Source organism: Sphingomonas aurantiaca, assembly GCF_003050705.1.
In the GTDB taxonomy this organism is placed as follows: domain Bacteria; phylum Pseudomonadota; class Alphaproteobacteria; order Sphingomonadales; family Sphingomonadaceae; genus Sphingomonas; species Sphingomonas aurantiaca.
Genome location: NZ_QAOG01000002.1, coordinates 65705 through 79477 on the forward strand (window position 1 = coordinate 65705; position 13773 = coordinate 79477).

Genomic DNA, 13773 nt, shown 5'->3' on the forward strand with positions numbered 1-13773 from the left:
TGGGATTGGAGCGGGTGAAGGGAATCGAACCCTCGTCACTTGCTTGGGAAGCAAAAGCTCTACCATTGAGCTACACCCGCAGACGCATGCCGATACCGGCGCGGTCCGGTGTCCGTACCCGGCACGATCGCGAAGTTCAAGCGTCAAGCGCATGGGAACGTCCGTGCGCGTCCAGCGCTGTAGCGGGACGGGCCCGATGCCCGACAAGGATCATGGCATGCCGACCTCCCCATTGACCCGCGCGTCCCTGCCGGGCGCCCCCGAAACCGACCGCTTGCGCGAGGGGCCCGTGCGCGAAGGTTTGTCGCGGCCGGTCGCAGCGTTGATCGTTGCCGGTGTGCTGGGTACGAGCGCGGTGCTCGGGCGGCGCAACGCGCCCGATCCGTCGCATCCCAAGACGCGGCGCTGGTATAAGCGGCTCGACAAGCCAGACTTCACGCCCCCCGACCGCGTGTTCGGCGCGGTCTGGCCGGTGCTCGAAACCGGGCTGGCAGTCGGTGGCTATCGACTGATGCGCGCGCCCGCCGGCCCGAGTCGCAACGCGGCGGTCGGGCTGTGGCTGCTCAACACGGCGATGGTCGGCGGCTGGACCGAATTGTTCTTTCGCAAGCGCGCGCTGGAGACGAGCGCGGTCGCCGCGGGCGCGATGGTCGTCACCGGGGCGGCCTATGTCGCGACCGCCGCGAAGGTCGATCGGCCCGCGGCAGGGTTGGGCGTACCGTTCGTCGGCTGGCTGGCCTTCGCCACCGTGCTCGCGGCCGGGATCAGCCGGCGCAACGAGTCGCGACGATGAGCCGGCTTACCGTCTGGCATGACGGCGACTGCCCGTTATGCCGTCGCGAGATCGCGCTGATGCGCCGTCTCGACCGGCGCGGTGCGATTGACTTCGTCGACGCGACCGATGGCGACGCGTCCTGCCCGATCGATCGCGGGGCGTTGCTGGCGCGGTTCCACGCGCGCGAGGACGGGCAGATGCTGTCGGGGGCCGCGGCGTTCGCGGCGATGTGGCGGGCCATTCCGATCCTGCGTCCGCTGGGCCTCGCGGCGCGGCAGCCGACCGTGCTGCGCGTGCTAGAGCGAGTCTATGTCGGTTTCCTGCGCGTCCGGCCCAAGCTGCAACGCGCGCTACGTCGGCGCGAAGCGAACGCGCGATGACGGTCCGCCGCGATCCCGTGCTGCCGGGACAGACAAGCGTGTGGGACTTTCCGCGGCCGGCGATCGCGATGACGAGCGCGCAGCATGTGCGGATCGAGCATCGCGGCCAGGTCATCGCCGACACGCGCGCGAGCGTGAAGACGCTCGAGACCAGCCATCCGCCCAGCTATTACATCCCGCCGGACGCCATCGCGATGACGCTGTTCCGCCGCTCGACCCAGACCTCGTTCTGCGAATGGAAGGGCGATGCGGTCTATTACGACCTGCTGATCGACGGCGAGACGCTGCGCGGCATCGCCTGGAGCTATCCCGCGCCGAAACGCGCGTTTGCCGCTCTGCGTGACCATCTCGCCTTCTATGCAGCGCCGTTCGATGCATGCTTCGTCGACAACGAGCGGGTTGTCCCGCAGCCGGGCGGATTCTACGGGGGGTGGATCACCAGCGATCTTGCCGGGCCGTTCAAGGGCGTGCCCGGCAGTCGCTATTGGTAGGGGGCGTCAGTCCAGGCCAGCCGCCCGGCGGACGGCGAGGCCTGCACCCGCCCAGTCGACATCCTCGCCCTCCAGCGCGATCGCCGTACGCAGATGATCGCGAACGATCCCGAGCAGCGGCATCGGCGTGCGTGACGCGCCCGCCGCGGCGTCGACGAGGTTCATGTCCTTCAACCCCAGCGGCGCGGCGAAGCCCGCAGGCTTGAACTTGTCGGCCACCAGCATGTCGCCATAGGTCTTGTAGACCGGCGCGGAGAACAGCGTGCCGGTCAGCACCTCGAGCAAGGTCGCTCGGTCGACGCCACCCTTTTCCGCCAGCGTCATCGCCTCCGCCATCGCCTCGACCGCGGCCATGATCATGAAATTGCCGCTCAGCTTGACCAGATTGGCCGCCGATGGCGTGGTGCCGACGCGGAAGACGCGCTGGGCGATCGCCTCGAACACCGGTTCGCACAGGTCGATCAGGTCGTCCGCGCCGGCCGCGACGACGAACAGCTTGCCCGCCTCCGCCGCGGGCGGGCGGCCGAACACCGGTGCGGCGACATAACGCTGCCGCTCGCCCGCGAGCCGGTCGGCGAGCGCGACGCCGATCGTGCTGTGCGACACGTGCAGCGCCGGGCAATCGAGGATCCCGTCCTCACCGAAGACCACCGCTTCGAGCGCGCGATCGTCCGCGAGCATCGTCATCACGACATCGCCCTGCGCGGCGGCGGCGGGGGTGTCCGCGAGGACCGCGCCGGCCGCAACCAGCGCATCGTCCTTGCCGGGCGAGCGGTTCCAGACGGTGACCGCGTGGCCCGCCTTGACCAGATTGGCGGCCATGGCGCTGCCCATCTGGCCGAGCCCGATGAATCCGACCTTCATGCTACTTCCTTCCGAATGCCTGTCCTGGGGCCAACGCACGCCGCGACGGATCGCTGCGTCATGCGCGCAGCGGGAGGCTGAGGCGTGCGAGCAGTCCGCCGGTCGTCGAGCGCCCCAGGACGAGCGTGCCGCCGCTGAGTTCGGCGAGTTCGCGCGTGATCGACAGCCCGAAGCCATGGCCATCGCCGCGTTCGTCGAGGCGTCGGCCGGGCAGCATCGCCTGCGCGATCGCCGCGTCGTCGATCCCTTCGCCATCGTCCGCGACGTCCAGCGTCACGACGCCGTCTGCCGCCGCGGCGCTGATCGCCAGCGCCGCGCGCGCATGGCGCCAGGCGTTGTCGAGCAGGTTGCCGATCATCTCGTCGAGATCCTGCGCGTCGATTGCGACCGCGAGCCCGGCGGGGATAGCGATGTCGACCGCGATCGGGCGGTCCGCATGGATGCGACGCAACACCGCGACGAGATCGTCGATGGCAGGGGCGATCGGCGTCCGGCTCCGCGCGCCACCGGTGGCGTCGGCGCGCGCGCGGCCGAGATGATGGCGCACGCGACGGTCGATCTGATCGACCATGTCGCGGACGTCGTCGCCCGCGCCCGCCTCGGCGAGCCGCAGCGACAGCGCGGCGAGGGGGGTCTTCAGGCCATGCGCGAGGTTGGCGACGTGCTGGCGCGCGTGCGCGAGCCCGGCGGCGTTCTGGTTGATCAGCGCGTTCAGTTCGGTGACGAGCGGTTGCAGCTCGCCCGGTTGCTCGTCGGGGACATGGCGCTGCGTGCCGGCGCGCACGGCGGCGAGCGCGGTGCGCAGATCGCGCAAGGGACGCAGCCCAAAGCGCAGCTGGAGGAGCGTCGCGAGCGCGAGCCCGGCACCAAGCAGCGCGAGCGACCCGAGCAGTGGGATCATCGCCTCGCGCAGCGGTTCCTCGACGATCCGGCGCGGGCCGATCGCGGTGATCGTCACCGCACCGCGTGGCGTGGGAACCTCCATCGTCCGCGAATGGAGCCGCTCGCCGCTGCTTGCGCGCGTGTCGCCGGCGTGAAGCTGGCGGTCCTCGGGGCCTCCGGGGCCGGGCGGGGGCGGGGGGCGATCGGCACCGGGCTTGGGCGCCGGCGGTGGTGCGGCAGGTCTCGGGGCGGGAAGCGGCGGCGTCGTACCGCTATCGACCCGACCGGCGGGGCCGTCGACATGCCACGACCAGTCCGATCCGGGCACGCCGAAGTCGGGCAGGTCGACCGCGCGGGTCCGGTCGAGCGTCGCGTCGGGACGGACCGCGCGGGCGAGCACCGCGACCTGCGCGTCGAGGCGCTCGTCGAGCCCGCGCATGACGAACCGTTCGAGCACGTTGCCGATCGTGATCCCGGCGAACACGAGTGCCACGCCGGTCGACAGCGCGGCGATCGCGAGCATCCGGCCGAACAACGATCGCGGGATGAGGCGTAGGCGTTTCGTCATCGCCGCGCTCCCGGGAGGATGAAAAAGGCCGGCGCGATCACGATCCGTCCGCCGTCAGGCGGTAGCCGCGGCCGCGCACCGTCTCGATCATCTGCGCGCCGATCTTGCGGCGCAACCGGCCGATGATGACCTCGATCGAGTTCGAATCGACATCGGCATCGCCTTCGTAGACCCGCTCGATCAGGTCGGCGCGCTCGATCACGACTTCGCGGCGGAGCATCAGCGCCGATAGCACGCGCCACTCAAACGCAGTGAGCTTCAGCGGCAGGCCGTCGAGCTCGAACGTGCCGAGCTGCGCGTCGAATGCCAGTGGTCCGCAGGTGACCCGCGCCGCGGCGTGGCCGGCCGCGCGGCGGACGAGCGCGCGAAGTCGCATCACGACCTCCTCGACGCGGAAGGGTTTCACCACATAGTCGTCCGCGCCGGCCTTGAACCCCTCGACCTTCTCCGACCAGCCGTCGCGCGCCGTCAGGATCAACACCGGTAAATCGCGCCCCGCGGCGCGCCAGTCGCGCAGGACGGACAGCCCGTCGCGCTTGGGGAGCCCGAGATCGAGCACCGCCGCGTCGTAGAGTTCGGTGGCGCCGAGATGGCCGCCATCCTCGCCATTGCTCGCGACGTCGACCGCGAAATGCTCCGCGCGCAGGGCCCGCGCGAGCCCGTCGGCGATCGCCGCATCGTCTTCGACCAATAATACCCGCATGCGCATCCCCTATGTCCGAGACCCCAACGGAATCTGAACGGCTTGGTTCAGCGGGCGTCGGCAGCGTGCGCCTAAACGGTGATTCGTCAACCAATGAGAGGAAAGACGCACGTGACCGAACATTCCCACATCGCCCCGAAAAAGGGCTTCAACTTCCGCCGCAACCGCCTGGCGCTCGCCGCGGCCGGCCTGCTCGCCGTCGGTGGTGCCGCCGGTGCCGTTACCGTCGCCGCCACACGCCCCAGCGTGACGATGGCGCCCGCAACGCCGGTCGCGATCCGGTCGCTCCAGTCGGACGGCATCGTCACGATCCGCGGCACCGTCGCCGAGATCTATGGCAACAAGTTCGTGATGGCGGACCAGACCGGCCGCGCGCTGGTCGACCTCGGCCGCGAGGGCGACAATGGCGCTCTGGTCACCGCCGGCCAGCCGGTGACGATCCAGGGCCGGTTCGAGGATGGCTTCGTCCACGCCTCGTTCCTGGTCGGTCCCGGTGGCAAGGTGACCGCGCTCGGTCCGGTCGGCGGCCCGCCGCATGGTCCTGGCGGTCCGGGTGGCCCCGGTCGTGACGGCCCGGCCGGTCCTGGTGGCCCGGGCGGCCCCGGCGGTCCGGGTGCGCCTCCGCCCCCGGCCGGCATGGCACCCCCGCCGCCGCCAATGACTCCGGGTGCGGCGCGTGCGCCGGTCGGTGTCCCGGCGGGTGCGCCTGCCGCCCCGGCACCGGCGACCGCGCCGGCACCGCAGGCGACGCCAGCGACCTGATATAGATGGAGCCGGTCATGCCGGCTCCATCACTCGTTCACTGTCGACAGCGCGGGGGCCGCAAGGACTCCGCTCTGTCGTCGTTGCACGTTCAGGCTCGGCGCGCGACTTGCGCGGCCCTCGGCGATTCGGCGCGGCGCGGTTGCGTGGCGGGGGGCAGGACCCAGCACCGGGCGGTTACCACCAGCGGCAATGCAAGCAAAAGGCCCGCGCCGACATCCCAGACTCCGTCGCCCACCAGCCCAGCGCCGAGACCCGCGACGGTCGACACGCCCAGCAGGATCGGCACTGCGAAGATCTGGCGGTTGGTCTTGTGGCTCATGCTGTTTCTCCCGCCATCACGACTTCGCGGACCCGTTGCTCGCTCGGGCCACCTTTGCGGCGCAGCCACAGATACAGGCCGCTGCCCAGCACCACGATCGTCAGTACGTCGAACACCGCCCAGACGATCTTCATCACCAGCCCGCCATAATCGCCGAAGTGCAGCGGCTGCGCGAGCAGCATCGCCTGCATGTACCACGGCATCGGCGTCACCGAATCGAGCCGCCCGGTCGCGGCATCGACGAACCCCGGCAGCAACAGCTTCGACGTCATCGGCGTCGTGCCCTTCATGAACACCGCATAATGATGCTTGCTGCTGAACACGACGCCGGGGAAGGCGATGAACTGCGGTTCCATGTCGGGCGCCTTGCGCTGCACCGCATCGAGCGCCGCCTGCACCGAGGCGCGATTGGGGCCGAGCGGCGTGCGCGTCTCGCTCGCGGCGATCGCGGCGAGTCCGTTCGCCTTCCAGATGTTCGTGATCGGCACGACGAAGGTGTTGATCGTCCCCGTCACGCCGACGACGCTCGCCCAGGCGAGCGTGACGATGCCGAGCAGATTGTGGCGATCGAGCCAGCCGAGCCGCTTACTGCGACCGCGCCGCAGCGTGCCGAAGTCGAGCTTGGCCATGAACGGCGCGTAGAGAACGACGCCCGAGACGATCGCCACGAAGAACAGCAGGCCCATCACGCCCAGGAAGATTTCCGCCCAGAAGCCGAGCAGCATGTCGGTATGGAGCTCGAGGATGAACGCCATCACGCCGGGCACATAGGGCGGCATCGTCGCACCGGTGCGCGCATCGAAGGCGAGGAAGTGCATCGCCGCCGGGGCGACATCGGCGGTCGCGCCGGTCGTCACATAGACGATCGGCCGGTCGTCGTCGAAGCTGATATAGAGCGGCATATCGCCCGGCGCGGGCGCGGCGGCCCGCTTCAGGATCGCGTCGAGCGAGAGCGACGGCGTGCCCGCGGGCAGAGTCGCCATCGGCGCGGGCGGGTTGAGCCAGCCATCGATCTCGTCCTGGAAGATCAGCGGCAGCCCGGTGACGCACAGCATCAGCAGGAACGCAGTGCAGATCAGGCTCGTCCATTTGTGGACGAGGTACCAGGTCTTGATCGTGCCGCGAGTCATGCGCGCGCCGCGGCGTCGTCGAACGAAAAAGGCGGCCGGATGCTCACCGGCACACAAGTACAGAATTGATAACGATGTGCAATAGCGACGTCGCTGATCAAGCCTTGAACCGATCCCCCCCCGCCAGGGGGAGGTGGCTGGCGTCAGCCAGACGGAGGGGGAGGCAAGGGCAACTGCCGTTCCGTGTCCGCCCCCTCCGACACCTCCCCCTTGCGGAGGAGGAATGCAGTAAGTGCTTTTACTTGAGCAGGATCAGCGCCTTCGATAGCGTCATGTAGATCCCCCAGAGGATCGGCAGCCCGACCGCCAGCCATGCGAAGATCACGATCGGCGAGGTGCCGGTCTCCGCCGCGACGGTGCCGCCGGCAACCGTCTCGACCGCCCGCGGCGCATCGTCCGCGGGCATGTGGAACTTCGCGGCGACCGGCCGGACGAACAGGTTCGCGACGAACCCGGCGACCAGCATCGCCGCCAGCACCCAGAAGATCGGCGGGTAGATATCGCCGCGCGGCACGCCCGCGGCGATCGCCCGGTCGCGCATGTTCGCGACGAGCAGCGGCCCGACCACGCCTGCGGTCGACCAGGCGGTCAGCAACCGGCCATGGATCGCGCCGACATATTTCGTCCCGAACAGATCGGCGAGATAGGCCGGCGCCGTCGCGAACCCGCCACCGTACATCGATGCAAGGATGCAGAAGACGAGGATGAACAGCCCGAGCGTTGTGCCAGCAAGCGCCGGTGCGGCAAGCCCGTAGAGCAGCGCGCCCGCGACAAGGATGGTCGCGAACAACGGCTTGCGGCCGATCCGGTCGGACAACCACGCCCAGAAGAACCGGCCGCCGATGTTGAACAGGCTGATCGCGCCGACAAAGCCCGCGCCGACCGCCGCCGCCGCCTTTTTCTGGTCGTCGTCGAACGCGGTGAACAGCACGCCCGGCGCGTCGATCAGGCGACCGCCGAACAGCTCCTGCAACATCGGCGATGCGATGCCGATGATCCCGATCGAGGCGGAGACGTTGAAGAACAGCACCAGCCACACCAGCCAGAATTGCGGGGTGCGGTGTGCGTCGGACAGCGCGACGTTGAAACGGCTGATCGATGCCTTGGCACTGGTGGGTGCGGTCCAGCCTGCCGGTGCCCAGCCCTCGGCCGGGACGCGGTAGCCGATCGCGCCGGCCATCATGAACACGAAATACACAGCCGCCAGCACCAGGAACGTCTGCCACACGCCGACGCCGGTCGCGCTGGCGAAATGCTTCATCAGCAGATCGGCGAGCGGTCCGCCGATCATCGCGCCGCCGCCAAAGCCCATGATCGCCATGCCGGTCGCCATGCCGCGCCGGTCGGGAAACCATTTGATCAGCGTCGAGACGGGCGAGATATAGCCGAGCCCAAGCCCGATCCCGCCAATCACGCCCGATCCGATCCAGATCAGCCACAACTGGTGCATCGCCACGCCGATCGCGGCGATCCCCATGCCGCCACACCAGCAGAAGGCGGCGACGACGCCGGCCTTGCGCGCCCCCGCGCGTTCGAGCCAGCCGCCCCAGATCGCCGCGGCGCCGCCGAGCACGACGAAGAACAGCGTGTACGTCCAGACGAGATCGCTCACCCGCCAGTCGCAGCTCGTCGTGGTCAGCGCGCCGAGCAGCGAGAGGTTGGGGCAGGCGACGGGGTCGGTGATCCCGATCGCACGCGACAGCGGCAGCCAGAAGACGCTGAACCCGTACGCCATGCCGATGCACAGATGGATCGCGAGCGCGCAGGGCGGCACCAGCCACCGGTTGAAACCGGGGGCGGCAACGGTGCGCGCGCGGCTGAGAAAGCCGTGTCCGCTTGCGTTACCGATGCCCGTATCGATCGTATCCGTCATCCAACCCCCGATTATATTTGGTTATCTTTCGGGAGCGTGGACGATCAGGCGGTGAATGTCACCCGCAGCGTTTCAAAACCGTCGATCGTTGCGCTGACGCTTTGCCCCGGGCGGATCGGGCCGACTCCCGCTGGGGTGCCGGTGAAGATCAGGTCGCCCGGCGCCAGTTCGACGAAGGTCGACAGCGTCGCGATGATCTCCGGCACGCTCCAGATCATCATCGACAGGTCGCCCGACTGGCGAGTCTGGCCGTCGACCGTGAGCGCGATGCCGCCGCTCGCTGCGGGCATGCCCGGCGTGATGGCGCCGATCGGGGCGGAGCGATCGAAGCCCTTCGCCATGTCCCATGGCCGGCCGATCGCCTTGGCTGCCGCCTGCAGATCGCGCCGCGTCAGGTCGATGCCGACCGCGGCGCCGAAGATCGTCGCTGCGGCATCGGCCACTGCGATATCCTTGCCGCCTGCGCCCAGCGCGATCACCAGCTCGACTTCGTGATGGAGGTCCTGCGTCTGCGGCGGGAAGGGGAGCGTGCTGCCGTTTGCGACGACGGCGTCGGCGGGCTTGGAGAAGAAGAACGGCTCCTGCCGGTCGGGATCGGAGCCCATCTCGCGCGCGTGATCGGCATAGTTCTGGCCGACGCAGAAGATCCGGCGGACGGGAAAGCGGTCGGTCGTACCGGCGATGGCGACGCTCGGCGCGGTGATCGTGGGAATGTGCATGGTGGCTCCTTTGGCGGCCTACATCACGTGTCCGGGCATGGTTTGCAACGCACGCGGAACGTCCTCCGGCACGATGGGTTGGGCCTGTCTACGTAGTGGAGATCGCGATGCCCAGCACCCAACCCGTCCGTTTCGACCCGTCGGTCGAGACGATCGCTCCCGACGAAGCGGAGACGTTGCAGGGCCTCAAGGCGTCGTTCCAGGAGATATTGGAGACGACGTCGCAGGATTATGGCCATGCCGTCCGCGCGGTCCATGCCAAGGCGCACGGCATCGCGCGCGGGTCTATCACGATATCCGAGGGCCTGCCGCCGCTCCTCGCGCAGGGAGCCTTCGCAAAGCCCGGTCGTCACGACGCGGTGATCCGGATCTCGACCAACGCGGGTGACATCCTCGACGACAGCGTCAGCCTGCCGCGGGGGCTGGCGCTCAAGATCCTCGACGTTGCGGGGGATCGGCTGCCCGGGTCGGAAGGCGACACGACGCAGGACTTCATCATGGTCAATGCGCCGGCCTTTTCCGCGAGCGACCCCAAGGCGTTCGGCAAGAACCTCAAGCTGCTGACCAAGACGACGGATCGGTTCGAGGGCGTGAAGAAGGCGATGTCGGCAACGTTCCGCGTCGTCGAATCCGCGCTGGAAGCAGTCGGTACGCAGTCCGCGACGTTGCAGACGCTGGGTGGCGCGAAGCCCGTGCACCCGCTCGGCGAGACCTATTATTCGCAGACCGCGTTTCGCTACGGCGATTCGATTGCTAAATTCGCGCTGGTCCCCGTCTCGCCCGAGTTGGTCGCGCTGACCGGCACCCTCGTCGATATCACCACGCGCCCGGACGCGCTGCGCGAGGTCGTCCGCGACGCGCTGGCCGAGCATGGCGGGACGTGGGAGCTGCGCGTGCAGATCAACACCGATCTCGAGGCCATGCCGATCGAGGACGCGTCGGTGGTGTGGGACGAGGCGATCAGCCCGTTCACGACGATCGCGAAGCTGGAGATCCCGGCGCAGGCGTCCTGGGAACAGGGCAGCAGCGAGCGCACCGACGACGCACTCGTCTACAGCGTATGGAACGGGATCACCGCGCACCAGCCGCTCGGCGGGATCAATCGCGTGCGCAAGGAAACCTATGAGCTGTCGTCCGAGTTTCGCGGGCGATTCAACGGATGCCCGGTGCATCAGCCAGCGAAGCTCTCCGACCTTGCGTGAGGTCTCAGCCAAGGGCGGTGCATCGCTGAAGCTGTTCCACGTCAGCGACGTGCATTTCGGTGCAGAGGATCCCGCGGCGATCGCATGGTTCTCCGAACGAGTCGCGGACGAGAAGCCCGACGCGGTCATCATGACCGGCGACCTGACGATGCGCGCCACCAAGGACGAATTCCAGCGGGGCGGCGACTGGTTGCGCTCGCTGGGCGTGCCGGTGACGCTGGAAGTCGGCAACCACGACATTCCCTATTACTGGGATCCGTTCCGGCGGTTCTTCGCGCCCTATCAGCGCTATGCAGCGGTCGAGCAGATGATTGAGCGGCCGCTCGAACTTCCCGGCGTGACGGTCGTGCCGCTGAAGACGACCGCGCGCGCGCAGTGGCGGTGGAACTGGTCGAAGGGGCGCGTGAGCTCGGGCTCGCTAAAGCGCGCGCTGGCGATGATCGCCGACGTGCCCAAGGGCAATCTGATCTTCATCGGCGCGCATCATCCGCTGATCGAGGGCGGGACCACCGGCACCGCCAAGACTCGCCACGGCGACGAAGCGCTGACCGCGCTGGCGGAGGCGGGTGCGCACGCGGTGCTGTCGGGGCACGTCCATGATCCGTTCGACGTGCCGGTCGAGCGCGAGGGGCGGACGATCCGGATGATCGGCGCGGGCACGCTGTCGAAGCGGACTCGCGGCAGTCCGCCTGCGTTCAACGAGATCCGACTCGAAAGCGGGCGCTTCGTGACACTCGCGCGGACGTTGTCGCCGGAGGCCAAGCATTCGATCACGTCGCCAAGCTGAGCGGGGCCGGTCGACGCCCCCTACCGCAGGCCGTTCCTCGTATACGTCATTCTGACCTGCATCCAGACCCCGATCAACGGTTTGCCGTCTTCCTTTGGGGGTAGGATGCGAAACTGCCATGCGGCTTGTCGCATCGCGCGTGCGATGCCCGATCCGACCGGCGATTCGCTGACCGTCCGGCAGTTTTCGACGCGATAGTCGGGCGCCGTCTTGCAGGCGATGATCCCCCAGCTCCCCGCGGGCTGATGGGACAGATAGCCATCCATTTCCGCATCCGTAGGTTCACGGTACCAGGCGACCATCTCGTAGATGGGCCCACCGTCCGGTCCTGAGCCTGGGCCGTACACCGCTGCGCTTTTCGTCTTAGGCTTGAGAGGCTTTTCGTCTTCCACCTTAGCGAGACGGTCTTCAGGATGCCGGGCCAGCTTTGCGACATCGGCCGCCTTGAACAGTTCATCACCCCCGAGCAGGTCGATCCCTAGCGTCAATTTGCCCGGAGGAGAGGCAGGCACGCTTTTGATCGGTGGTGAAACGCGCGGCGGTGTAGGCGGCTTTTCCCTTTGACCGCGACTTGCCGGTTTTGCCTCGGCCGCGGCTGGCGAACTTTGCTCCGGCGAGGGTGCTCCGCGGTCCGGAAGCATCTGGAATGTCGTCGGATTGCGTTGCCCGTTAGGCGAGGTTGGTAACGACGGGCCTAGCCGTAACACTAACAGAAGGATCAGGACGTGCGCGATGACGGTCAGGATGAACGCGGTGCTGCGCCGGCGTGCCGCGCCGGGCGTCTCGTTCGACGAAGGATGGTACGCCGACCGCATCGGCAGTTCGCCTAGACCGGCAACGGTCCAACGGCAACGTCCGGCATCGACGATCTTTTTTGCGCTATTCACCTGCAACGCGCCTGTCGGGTCAGTCGTGCGCGATCAGCAGCGCCGCGATCTCGTCTGCGGCGGCGCCGGCGCCGTTCTCTCGCGAAACCCGCGCGCCGATCTGCGCAGCCTTCGATTCCAGGGACGGGCTCAGGATCGCAGCGATCGCGGCCCGCGCGCGCGTCGTCGTGAACTGGCGCGACGACAGCGTCCGGCCGACACCCATCCTCTGGATCCGACGCGCATTGTCGTGCTGGTCGCCCATATGCGGCACGACGAGTTGGGGTTTTCCCGCACGCAGCGCCTGGCCGGTCGAGCCGGCGCCGCCATGATGGATGATCGCGCACACGCGTGGAAACAGCAGCGAGTGCGGCGCATAGCGGCAGACGTGAACCATCTCGGTCGAAACCGCCTGCGCGTCGTTGCCGGTGAGCAGGACCGCTCGCAGGCCGAGCGCCTGGGCTGCCGCTGCCGCCGTCGCGTAGAAATCGCCCGGCGCAAACGTGGCGAACGATCCCAGCGTGAACACCCGCGGCGCCGGTCCCGCGGCGAGGAACGCATCCAGCGCCGGATCGAGCCTCTCGGGCGCGCCGGTATCGCTGTCGAACACGGCAAAGCCGGTGATGCGCATCGTGGCGGGAAGATCGGGCTGTGACGGCGCGATAAGCGGCGAATAGCAGCAGAGCGTCAGCGCGGTGGCAGCGGGCGTCTCCAGCAACAGCGCCTGCGCGGACGGCGGCAACCCGTGCGCTGCGCGAACCGCGTTCACGGGGCGTGCGTGGCGGTGCCGCAGAACGCCGCGCATGACGCGGTATACCGCCCTGTTCCACGCTCTGCCGGCCGGGCCGGCCGGGGCGGGGGCCATCATCCGGAAATCGGGGGTGCTGGGCGGGGCGTAAGCGGAGAAGGTCGCCATCGGCTGCAGCAGCACGTTGACGAGCGGTACGCCGCGTAGTTCCGCGACGATCGGCGCGGCGAACACGAACAGCGATGCGACCAGCGCGACCGCGCCGTCCATCGCCGCGTCCAGCGCGGTCGTACTATCGGCGAGCCACGGCATCAGGATCCGGTCCATCAGATAGGTCTGATCCGCCATGATCCGCCGCGCCGCCTGTTCGGGCGGCAGGCCAAGCGCCTTTGCCAGCGTATCGAACCCGCCGACGATCGCCACACCGGTCAACCCCGCCGCTTCGACCTTCGCGACGTGATCCGCCGGCACCGCCAGCACGACCGCGAACCCGCGGGCCTGCAGCGCGAGACCGATGGCGATGAAGGGATGCAGGTCACCAAGCGAGCCGATCGTGGCGAGGACGATCTTCCGCATCGGCGCTGGGGTCCTTTTCGGCCGCTGGAACAGGGGCCGTCATCAGCCGCCGAGAGCCGGCTGGTACGACATATTCATTGCGGGAAAATGTCAGCGACGGGCGCGCGCGGATCGGACCGCTGCCG

At 68.6% G+C, this 13773-nt stretch carries 15 protein-coding genes and 1 tRNA gene; 6 read left to right on the forward strand and 10 right to left on the reverse strand.

The genetic code is table 11. The features are described 5' to 3' along the window. Positions 1 to 6: 6 nt before the first annotated feature. A tRNA-Gly gene (locus C8J26_RS05760) sits at positions 7 to 80 on the reverse strand. Between the two features lie 137 nt (positions 81 to 217). Here C8J26_RS05760 and C8J26_RS05765 point away from each other — a divergent pair. From C8J26_RS05765 to C8J26_RS05775, 3 genes are read left to right on the forward strand one after another with little or no spacing between them, the layout of a single operon-like run. After that, positions 218 to 793: a TspO/MBR family protein gene (locus tag C8J26_RS05765; RefSeq protein WP_107957563.1), complete on the forward strand. Its 576-nt coding sequence runs from the start codon at positions 218 to 220 to the stop codon at positions 791 to 793. Continuing rightward, entirely contained in the window at positions 790 to 1155 is a 366-nt protein-coding gene (locus C8J26_RS05770) for a thiol-disulfide oxidoreductase DCC family protein (protein WP_107957139.1), read from the forward strand. Before C8J26_RS05765 ends, C8J26_RS05770 begins: the two co-directional genes overlap by 4 nt. After that, complete coding sequence (locus C8J26_RS05775) at positions 1152 to 1646, forward strand: DUF427 domain-containing protein (RefSeq protein WP_107957140.1); 495 nt, start codon at positions 1152 to 1154, stop codon at positions 1644 to 1646. Before C8J26_RS05770 ends, C8J26_RS05775 begins: the two co-directional genes overlap by 4 nt. A gap of 6 nt (positions 1647 to 1652) precedes the next feature. Here C8J26_RS05775 and C8J26_RS05780 read toward each other — a convergent pair whose 3' ends face one another. Genes C8J26_RS05780 through C8J26_RS05790 form a run of 3 tightly spaced genes read right to left on the reverse strand, consistent with a single transcriptional unit; the run spans position 1653 to position 4663 of the window. Continuing rightward, positions 1653 to 2687 carry an NAD(P)-dependent oxidoreductase gene (locus C8J26_RS05780; protein WP_107957141.1) on the reverse strand — a complete coding sequence of 345 codons (1035 nt, stop codon included), beginning with the start codon at positions 2685 to 2687 and terminating at the stop codon, positions 1653 to 1655. Further along, positions 2569 to 3960 carry a sensor histidine kinase gene (locus tag C8J26_RS05785; protein WP_107957142.1) on the reverse strand — a complete coding sequence of 464 codons (1392 nt, stop codon included), beginning with the start codon at positions 3958 to 3960 and terminating at the stop codon, positions 2569 to 2571. Before C8J26_RS05785 ends, C8J26_RS05780 begins: the two co-directional genes overlap by 119 nt. A 37-nt stretch (positions 3961 to 3997) precedes the next feature. Continuing rightward, positions 3998 to 4663 (reverse strand): response regulator transcription factor, encoded by a 666-nt coding sequence (locus C8J26_RS05790; protein WP_056420590.1) that lies wholly within the window; start codon positions 4661 to 4663, stop codon positions 3998 to 4000. A 111-nt stretch (positions 4664 to 4774) separates the two neighbouring features. Between C8J26_RS05790 and C8J26_RS20655 the strand changes: the two genes are divergently transcribed. Then, positions 4775 to 5425, forward strand: coding sequence for a hypothetical protein (locus C8J26_RS20655; RefSeq protein WP_146168779.1), 651 nt, complete (start codon positions 4775 to 4777; stop codon positions 5423 to 5425). A 91-nt stretch (positions 5426 to 5516) separates the two neighbouring features. On the opposite strand, the gene C8J26_RS05805 is transcribed toward C8J26_RS20655, so the two are convergent. The 4 genes from C8J26_RS05805 to C8J26_RS05820 all read right to left on the reverse strand — a co-directional run bounded on the left by C8J26_RS05805 (position 5517) and on the right by C8J26_RS05820 (position 9469). Further along, the gene (locus C8J26_RS05805) at positions 5517 to 5747 is read right to left on the reverse strand and encodes a hypothetical protein (RefSeq protein ID WP_107957145.1); all 231 of its coding nucleotides are present in this window, start codon (positions 5745 to 5747) and stop codon (positions 5517 to 5519) included. Beyond that, complete coding sequence (locus C8J26_RS05810) at positions 5744 to 6877, reverse strand: PepSY-associated TM helix domain-containing protein (RefSeq protein ID WP_107957146.1); 1134 nt, start codon at positions 6875 to 6877, stop codon at positions 5744 to 5746. Before C8J26_RS05810 ends, C8J26_RS05805 begins: the two co-directional genes overlap by 4 nt. A 238-nt stretch (positions 6878 to 7115) precedes the next feature. Beyond that, positions 7116 to 8750, reverse strand: coding sequence for an OFA family MFS transporter (locus C8J26_RS05815; RefSeq protein WP_107957147.1), 1635 nt, complete (start codon positions 8748 to 8750; stop codon positions 7116 to 7118). Between the two features lie 44 nt (positions 8751 to 8794). Further along, positions 8795 to 9469 (reverse strand): fumarylacetoacetate hydrolase family protein, encoded by a 675-nt coding sequence (locus C8J26_RS05820; protein WP_107957148.1) that lies wholly within the window; start codon positions 9467 to 9469, stop codon positions 8795 to 8797. Positions 9470 to 9576: 107 nt separating this feature from the next. On the opposite strand from C8J26_RS05820, the gene C8J26_RS05825 reads away from it, so the two are divergent. Next, positions 9577 to 10671 (forward strand): catalase family protein, encoded by a 1095-nt coding sequence (locus tag C8J26_RS05825; protein ID WP_107957564.1) that lies wholly within the window; start codon positions 9577 to 9579, stop codon positions 10669 to 10671. Beyond that, a complete protein-coding gene (locus C8J26_RS05830) occupies positions 10664 to 11458 on the forward strand; it encodes a metallophosphoesterase family protein (protein ID WP_244185184.1) in 795 nt (264 codons plus the stop codon). Before C8J26_RS05825 ends, C8J26_RS05830 begins: the two co-directional genes overlap by 8 nt. A gap of 20 nt (positions 11459 to 11478) precedes the next feature. Here C8J26_RS05830 and C8J26_RS20040 read toward each other — a convergent pair whose 3' ends face one another. Then, the gene (locus C8J26_RS20040) at positions 11479 to 12345 is read right to left on the reverse strand and encodes a hypothetical protein (protein WP_146168780.1); all 867 of its coding nucleotides are present in this window, start codon (positions 12343 to 12345) and stop codon (positions 11479 to 11481) included. Positions 12346 to 12364: 19 nt separating this feature from the next. Continuing rightward, positions 12365 to 13648 (reverse strand): glycosyltransferase, encoded by a 1284-nt coding sequence (locus C8J26_RS05840; protein ID WP_107957151.1) that lies wholly within the window; start codon positions 13646 to 13648, stop codon positions 12365 to 12367. Between the last annotated feature and the right edge of the window lie 125 nt (positions 13649 to 13773).

Excerpts from the sequence above, each read along its gene's own strand:
- C8J26_RS05765 (WP_107957563.1), top strand. The coding sequence starts at position 218 with ATGCCGACCTCCCCATTGACCCGCGCGTCCCTGCCGGGCGCCCCCGAA.
- C8J26_RS05770 (WP_107957139.1), top strand. The coding sequence starts at position 790 with ATGAGCCGGCTTACCGTCTGGCATGACGGCGACTGCCCGTTATGCCGT.
- C8J26_RS05775 (WP_107957140.1), top strand. The coding sequence starts at position 1,152 with ATGACGGTCCGCCGCGATCCCGTGCTGCCGGGACAGACAAGCGTGTGG.
- C8J26_RS05780 (WP_107957141.1), bottom strand. The coding sequence starts at position 2,687 with ATGGCTTCGGGCTGTCGATCACGCGCGAACTCGCCGAACTCAGCGGCG.
- C8J26_RS05785 (WP_107957142.1), bottom strand. The coding sequence starts at position 3,960 with ATGACGAAACGCCTACGCCTCATCCCGCGATCGTTGTTCGGCCGGATG.
- C8J26_RS05790 (WP_056420590.1), bottom strand. The coding sequence starts at position 4,663 with ATGCGGGTATTATTGGTCGAAGACGATGCGGCGATCGCCGACGGGCTC.
- C8J26_RS05805 (WP_107957145.1), bottom strand. The coding sequence starts at position 5,747 with ATGAGCCACAAGACCAACCGCCAGATCTTCGCAGTGCCGATCCTGCTG.
- C8J26_RS05810 (WP_107957146.1), bottom strand. The coding sequence starts at position 6,877 with ATGACTCGCGGCACGATCAAGACCTGGTACCTCGTCCACAAATGGACG.
- C8J26_RS05815 (WP_107957147.1), bottom strand. The coding sequence starts at position 8,750 with ATGACGGATACGATCGATACGGGCATCGGTAACGCAAGCGGACACGGC.
- C8J26_RS05820 (WP_107957148.1), bottom strand. The coding sequence starts at position 9,469 with ATGCACATTCCCACGATCACCGCGCCGAGCGTCGCCATCGCCGGTACG.
- C8J26_RS05825 (WP_107957564.1), top strand. The coding sequence starts at position 9,577 with ATGCCCAGCACCCAACCCGTCCGTTTCGACCCGTCGGTCGAGACGATC.
- C8J26_RS05840 (WP_107957151.1), bottom strand. The coding sequence starts at position 13,648 with ATGCGGAAGATCGTCCTCGCCACGATCGGCTCGCTTGGTGACCTGCAT.